The sequence below is a fragment of the Ruegeria sp. AK4 genome, from assembly GCF_056541025.1.
Genome location: NZ_JBQFXS010000023.1, coordinates 46,399 through 52,543 on the forward strand (window position 1 = coordinate 46,399; position 6,145 = coordinate 52,543).

General features: G+C 59.6%; 6 protein-coding genes. 5 read left to right on the forward strand and 1 reads right to left on the reverse strand.

Annotated elements, in window-relative coordinates:
- The first annotated feature begins 119 nt into the window (after positions 1-119).
- Together ACR0EZ_RS22585 and clpB are read left to right on the forward strand one after the other, a co-directional pair.
- The gene (locus ACR0EZ_RS22585) at positions 120-440 is read left to right on the forward strand and encodes a hypothetical protein (RefSeq protein ID WP_480617052.1); all 321 of its coding nucleotides are present in this window, start codon (positions 120-122) and stop codon (positions 438-440) included.
- A 126-nt stretch (positions 441-566) separates the two neighbouring features.
- On the forward strand, positions 567-3,185 hold the full coding sequence (gene clpB, locus ACR0EZ_RS22590; RefSeq protein ID WP_480617053.1) for an ATP-dependent chaperone ClpB: 2,619 nt from the start codon (positions 567-569) through the stop codon (positions 3,183-3,185).
- An 80-nt stretch (positions 3,186-3,265) separates the two neighbouring features.
- Here clpB and ACR0EZ_RS22595 read toward each other — a convergent pair whose 3' ends face one another.
- Positions 3,266-3,643 carry a VOC family protein gene (locus ACR0EZ_RS22595; RefSeq protein ID WP_480617054.1) on the reverse strand — a complete coding sequence of 126 codons (378 nt, stop codon included), beginning with the start codon at positions 3,641-3,643 and terminating at the stop codon, positions 3,266-3,268.
- A gap of 40 nt (positions 3,644-3,683) precedes the next feature.
- On the opposite strand from ACR0EZ_RS22595, the gene ACR0EZ_RS22600 reads away from it, so the two are divergent.
- The 3 genes from ACR0EZ_RS22600 (at position 3,684) to msrQ (ending at position 5,853) form a co-directional block, all read left to right on the forward strand.
- Complete coding sequence (locus tag ACR0EZ_RS22600; protein ID WP_480617055.1) at positions 3,684-4,223, forward strand: winged helix-turn-helix transcriptional regulator; 540 nt, start codon at positions 3,684-3,686, stop codon at positions 4,221-4,223.
- 108 nt (positions 4,224-4,331) lie between these two features.
- Positions 4,332-5,234 carry a protein-methionine-sulfoxide reductase catalytic subunit MsrP gene (msrP, locus tag ACR0EZ_RS22605; protein WP_480617056.1) on the forward strand — a complete coding sequence of 301 codons (903 nt, stop codon included), beginning with the start codon at positions 4,332-4,334 and terminating at the stop codon, positions 5,232-5,234.
- A gap of 4 nt (positions 5,235-5,238) precedes the next feature.
- Entirely contained in the window at positions 5,239-5,853 is a 615-nt protein-coding gene (msrQ, locus tag ACR0EZ_RS22610; RefSeq protein WP_480617057.1) for a protein-methionine-sulfoxide reductase heme-binding subunit MsrQ, read from the forward strand.
- Positions 5,854-6,145 lie beyond the last annotated feature (292 nt).

The window sequence follows — 6,145 nt, forward strand, 5'->3', positions numbered from 1 at the left end:
CTAACGGGTTCGGGGCGGTCTGTCCATGATCTGGCGACGGTGAACGGGTTCAAGGCGCAGAACGCAGGTTGTGCTATATTGCCCGCAATTCAGGTGAATGATTTGAAAAGGGACAGGACATGAAACATCTGGTTGCACTCGGAATGCTCATCGCACTGGCGGCATGTGATGAGGTCAAGCATGGCGGCGCATCGGATACCGGCGCAGCACCGGCCCCGACCAATGACAATCTGCTGCTGGTGCGCGGCTACCGCTCGGACGACGACTGGTGCCAGTTGACGGGCGAGACAGCCTTTACCGGCGAATTTCTGGACCACACCGCCGATCTTGTTTCCTGCCCCACCGGCAGCGACGCGGAGCAGTCTCTGGTCGATATGTATGACGCGCAGCAGATGGCGGAAACCGGCGGCTACACGGTCTATTCGATCCCGCGCGGATAGGGCCGATTTGTGGCGCTAAGCCTCTTGAACCCGGTCAGATATTTCCCAGATTGAATGTGAGGCTTCGACCGACATGTGCCGCCAGGCGGGCATGTCAAAACGGGGCGCTTGGAAAAGGAGAACAGCATGGACTTGAACAAGTTCACCGAGCGGGCACGGGGATTCGTGCAGGCGGCGCAAACGATTGCGCTGCGCGAGGGGCACCAGAGGCTGGAGCCCACACATATACTCAAGGCATTGATGGATGACGATCAGGGGCTGGCCAGCAACCTGATCACACGCGCGGGCGGCGCGCCGGGCCGCGTGGTCGAGGCGCTGGATGCCGCGATGGGGAAAATCCCGAAGGTCAGCGGCGATGCGGGCCAGATTTACATGGACGGCCAGACCGCCAAGGTTTTGGACGAGGCTGCAAAGATTGCCACCAAGGCGGGCGACAGTTTTGTGCCGGTCGAGCGGGTGCTGATGGCGTTGTGCATGGTGAAATCCAAAGCCAAAGAGGCGTTGGAGGCCGGAGCCGTATCCGCCCAGAAGCTGAACGAAGCGATCAATGACATCCGCAAGGGCCGCACCGCTGACTCGGCCTCGGCAGAGGAAGGGTATGACGCGCTCAAGAAATACGCGCGCGACCTGACCGAAGCGGCGGCCGAGGGCAAGATCGACCCGATCATCGGGCGGGATGAGGAAATCCGCCGCTCGATGCAGGTTCTGTCGCGCCGGACCAAAAACAACCCGGTTCTGATCGGGGAACCCGGCGTCGGTAAAACCGCGATTGCCGAGGGCATGGCCCTGCGCATCATCAACGGCGACGTGCCGGAATCGCTGAAAGACAAAAAGCTGCTTGCGCTCGACATGGGTGCGCTGATTGCCGGTGCGAAATACCGGGGTGAGTTCGAAGAACGCCTGAAGGCGGTTCTGACCGAAGTGACCGAGGCCGCCGGTGAGATCATCCTGTTTATTGACGAGATGCATACGCTGGTCGGCGCCGGGAAATCCGACGGCGCGATGGATGCCGCCAACCTGATCAAGCCTGCGCTTGCCCGGGGTGAGTTGCACTGTATCGGCGCGACCACTTTGGATGAGTATCGTAATTACGTCGAAAAAGACGCGGCCCTTGCGCGCCGGTTCCAGCCTGTGATGGTCACCGAGCCGACCGTCGAGGACACGATCAGCATCCTGCGCGGCATCAAGGAAAAGTACGAGCTGCACCACGGAGTGCGGATTTCCGACTCGGCGCTGGTGTCGGCGGCAACGCTGTCGCATCGCTATATCACCGACCGCTTCCTGCCCGACAAAGCCATCGACCTTGTCGATGAAGCCGCGTCGCGGTTGCGGATGGAAGTGGACAGCAAGCCAGAGGAACTCGATCAGCTGGATCGCCAGATCCTGCAGATGCAGATCGAGGAAGAGGCGCTGAAGCTTGAGGATGATGCGGCGTCAAAAGATCGTCTGGAAACCTTGCAAAAGGATCTGGCCGACCTGCAGGAGCAATCCGCCGAGATGACCGCCCAGTGGCAGGCCGAACGCGACAAGCTGGCGGGCGCACGCGATCTGAAAGAGCAACTCGACAAGGCGCGGGCCGATCTGGAGATCGCCAAGCGCGAAGGCAATCTGGCAAAAGCCGGTGAGCTGTCCTATGGCATTATCCCAGAGCTTGAGAAGCAGTTGACCGAGGCCGAAAACGCCGAAAGCAACGCCATGATGGCCGAGGAAACGGTGCGTCCCGAACAGATCGCCTCGGTGGTCGAACGCTGGACGGGTATCCCGACCGCAAAGATGCTGGAAGGGGAACGCGAGAAGTTGCTGCGGATGGAAGACGATCTGCATTCCCGCGTGATCGGTCAGGATGCGGCGGTGACTGCCGTTGCCAATGCCGTGCGCCGTGCGCGCGCGGGCCTGAATGATGAGAACCGCCCGCTGGGCTCGTTCCTGTTCCTCGGGCCCACCGGCGTGGGGAAAACAGAACTGACCAAGGCCGTGGCGAATTTCCTGTTTGACGACGACAACGCGATGGTGCGCATCGACATGTCAGAGTTCATGGAGAAACACGCGGTCGCCCGTCTGATCGGTGCTCCTCCGGGCTATGTCGGGTATGACGAAGGCGGTGTGCTGACCGAAGCCGTGCGGCGCCGGCCCTATCAGGTTGTGCTGTTTGATGAGGTCGAAAAGGCGCATCCGGACGTGTTCAACGTGCTGTTGCAGGTTCTCGACGATGGCGTTCTGACCGATGGTCAGGGCCGCACCGTGGACTTCAAGCAGACGCTGATCATCCTGACCTCGAACCTCGGTTCTCAGGCGCTGAGCCAGTTGCCCGAAGGCGCGGACAGCGCGCAGGCACGGCGCGATGTGATGGATGCGGTCCGGGCGCATTTCCGGCCCGAGTTCCTGAACCGTCTGGATGAGACCATCATCTTTGACCGCCTCAAGCGGGCCGATATGGATGGCATTGTCGATATTCAGATGGCGCGTCTGCAAAAGCGTCTGGCCGCCCGCAAGATCGAGCTGGCTCTGGACGATGGCGCGAAGGAATGGCTGGCCAACGAAGGCTATGATCCGGTCTTTGGCGCGCGTCCGCTCAAGCGTGTGATCCAGCGCGCCCTTCAGAACCCGCTGGCCGAGGCTCTGCTGGCCGGTGAGATCAAGGATGGCGAGACCGTTCCTGTAACGGCCGGGGCTGATGGCCTGATCATTGGCGACCGGCTGGGCACTTCGGAACGGCCACGCCCGGATGATGCCGTGGTGCACTGATCTTTAAAAACGGAAAGACCCGCCAAACCGGCGGGTCTTTTAACTTCGCAGATGCAAGAGGGCGGGCTTCTGCGCAAAACTCACGCCTGCCCTGTCAAATCCTGCGCCAACATCATCGCGTTGTTATCCGGATCGTAAAATGTCGCGGTGCTGACCATCCCTTCGATGGTTTCGGTCGGGCCGTCAAAGCGAACCCCTGCGCCTTCAAGCGCGGCGCGGGCCGTGGCGATGTCAGAGATACCAAACACCGGTACAGTGTTCCCGGGCGTAGGTTCCGTCTGTTCACCCAGACCAAGTGTGACCCCATCGGTCTTGGTCAACATCTCGCTCCACCCGGCTTCATCAATGTGATGGATCAGTTCAAATCCAAGTTTCTCGCTATACCAGTGCGCGCTTGTGTGGCGGTCTTTGACGGAAATGGCGAGTGTGATGGTGCTTTCCAAAGAAACAAGGGCCATAGAACTTTCCTTATGTCTAAAAATATGGTAACTATATTTTATGGACATAACGACACTTGTCAAGCTTACATCCCGGGCATGGTCGCTGAACATTCTGGCGCAGTTGCATCACGGTGTCCCCGGCAGGCAGGCGCCTTTGCTGACCGCGACAGGCGCAGGCCGGACGGCCTTTGCCGCAAGCCTTGAGCATCTTGTTGATCTTGGATTGCTTGAAAGGAACCCCGGCCATGGCCATCCCTTGCGCCCCGAGTTCCGATTGACCGAAAAAGGCAGGCAGGCCGCCGCGCTGGCGGCCAGGATCGTTGCGCTGGTCCCCAATGAGGCCGAGTTCACGATGCTCCGCCGCAATTGGACGGTTCCGGTTTTGGCGCTGACGCATCAACCAAGACGCTTTTCAGGTCTCAAATCAGATCTCGGGGCAATTACCGACCGGGCGTTGTCGTCCTCGCTCAGGCAGCTAGAGGGAAAAGACTGGGTGCGGCGTGATATCGACATGTCATCCCGGCAGCCGTTCCCGACCTATCAGGCCGTTAACACCGGGGCCGAGATCAACCGTGCTGTTGGGCTGCAGCTGGGATAAGCGGACCCTAAGTTACAATCTGTTCGCTCAATCGTTACGCCTGTTTCCTTGGCTCTGTGCTATCAGCGGTCTACCTCGTGACCGAGGTGCATATATACGGAGACTTACATGGCGCATCGCTGGACCAACACTTTGACACATGCTGACGTTACCCCAAGGGCGGCGTTTCTGAACCGGCGGCAGGTGATGGCCGGGTTGGCAGGCGTGGGGTTGGCGAGCTTGCCAAATCCGTCCCGGGCGCAGGACGCGCTGGAGCCCAATACCTGGGAAGAGATCACGTCCTACAACAATTACTACGAGTTCGGCACGCGCAAGGACGATCCGGCAAAATATGCCCATACGCTGGTGACTGAACCGTGGAGCATCAAGATCGACGGTCTGGTTGACCGCCCCGGTGACTACCAGTTCGCGGATGTGATGTCCGAGATGACGGTCGAGGAACGCATCTATCGCTTCCGCTGTGTCGAGGCCTGGTCGATGGTAATCCCGTGGAACGGGTTCGAACTGGCCGATCTGCTGAACATGGTGGGCGTGCAGGAGGGGGCCAAATACGTGGCCTTTGAAACGGCGCTGCGCCCCGATGAGATGCCGGGTGTCCGGTTCCCTGTCCTCGAATGGCCCTATCGCGAAGGGCTGCGGCTGGACGAAGCCATGCACCCGCTGACGATCATGGCCACGGGGATTTATGACCGCCCGATTCCGAACCAGAACGGGGCGCCGCTGCGTCTGGTCGTGCCGTGGAAATACGGTTTCAAATCCATCAAGTCGATTGTCCGCATCACGCTGACCGAGGATGAGCCGCCGACAAGCTGGAACATGTCGAACCCGCGCGAATACGGTTTCTATAGTAATGTGAACCCGAACGTGGATCATCCGCGCTGGTCGCAGGCCTCTGAACGCCGCATCGGCGGGGGGCTGTTCGCAAGGCGGGAACCGACGCTGATGTTTAACGGCTACGAGGAAGAGGTCGCGGGCCTTTATGAAGGTATGGATCTGGCAAAGAACTACTAGGATCATGCAGACGGTGAACCAGATACTGCGCCGAATCCCGGTATGGGCGGTTTATATGGCCGGGATTTTGCCTGTGCCCTGGCTGTTCTATCTGGCGCAGACCGGCGGGCTTGGCGTCGAACCCATTGAGGCGCTTGAGCATGAACTGGGCGAACTTGCCCTGCAACTGCTGATCCTGGGTCTGGCCGTCACACCTCTGCGGCGGTATTTCGGGCTGAACCTGATGAAGTTCCGCCGCGCCATCGGGGTTCTGGCTTTCCTCTATGTCGCGCTGCATCTGCTTGTCTGGCTGGTGCTGGATGTGCAGGTGCTGAGCCAGATCTGGGCGGATATCCTCAAGCGCCCCTATATTACGGTGGGGATGGCCGGGTTCCTGCTGATGCTGCCTTTGGCTTTGACCTCCAACAACTGGTCGGTGCGGAAGCTGGGGCCGCAGTGGCGAAGCCTGCACAAACTGGTCTATGGCGCGGCCCTTCTTGGCGGGTTGCATTATGTGATGCTGGCCAAGGGGTTTCAGATCGAACCGTTGATATACCTGACGGTGATCGTCGTCCTGCTGGTCGTCCGATTGCCCGTGCCGCGCCTGTTCACGCGGGTCCGCCGGGCCGATTCCGCCTGAGTCTGCGGTGAGTCTGTGGGCAAGTGTGTGAATAAGCCCTTTGCGGTCGTGATTCCCGGCCTGGGGCTCTGGTTTGATCCCTTGTAATTGGGATCAAACTTGCTGTAACTATATGATAAAAATAAATAAATACTGAAAAATGGAAAAATATCGCGTTTTCCTGTTTTTCCTCTTGCGGCTATTGTTGGTAAACCTTAGAACCCCCTTCACCGGCGCTGCTGAGGCGGTTGCTGGGTTGCTGGAGACGGCGAGACGCGCTGGAAAGACGGCGGGACACATCGGAGAGACGGTG

Bases quoted from the DNA above. Each gene is read 5' to 3' on its own strand.
- ACR0EZ_RS22585 (WP_480617052.1), top strand. From the start codon at position 120: ATGAAACATCTGGTTGCACTCGGAATGCTCATCGCACTGGCGGCATGT.
- clpB (WP_480617053.1), top strand. From the start codon at position 567: ATGGACTTGAACAAGTTCACCGAGCGGGCACGGGGATTCGTGCAGGCG.
- ACR0EZ_RS22595 (WP_480617054.1), bottom strand. From the start codon at position 3,643: ATGGCCCTTGTTTCTTTGGAAAGCACCATCACACTCGCCATTTCCGTC.
- ACR0EZ_RS22600 (WP_480617055.1), top strand. From the start codon at position 3,684: ATGGACATAACGACACTTGTCAAGCTTACATCCCGGGCATGGTCGCTG.
- msrP (WP_480617056.1), top strand. From the start codon at position 4,332: ATGGCGCATCGCTGGACCAACACTTTGACACATGCTGACGTTACCCCA.
- msrQ (WP_480617057.1), top strand. From the start codon at position 5,239: ATGCAGACGGTGAACCAGATACTGCGCCGAATCCCGGTATGGGCGGTT.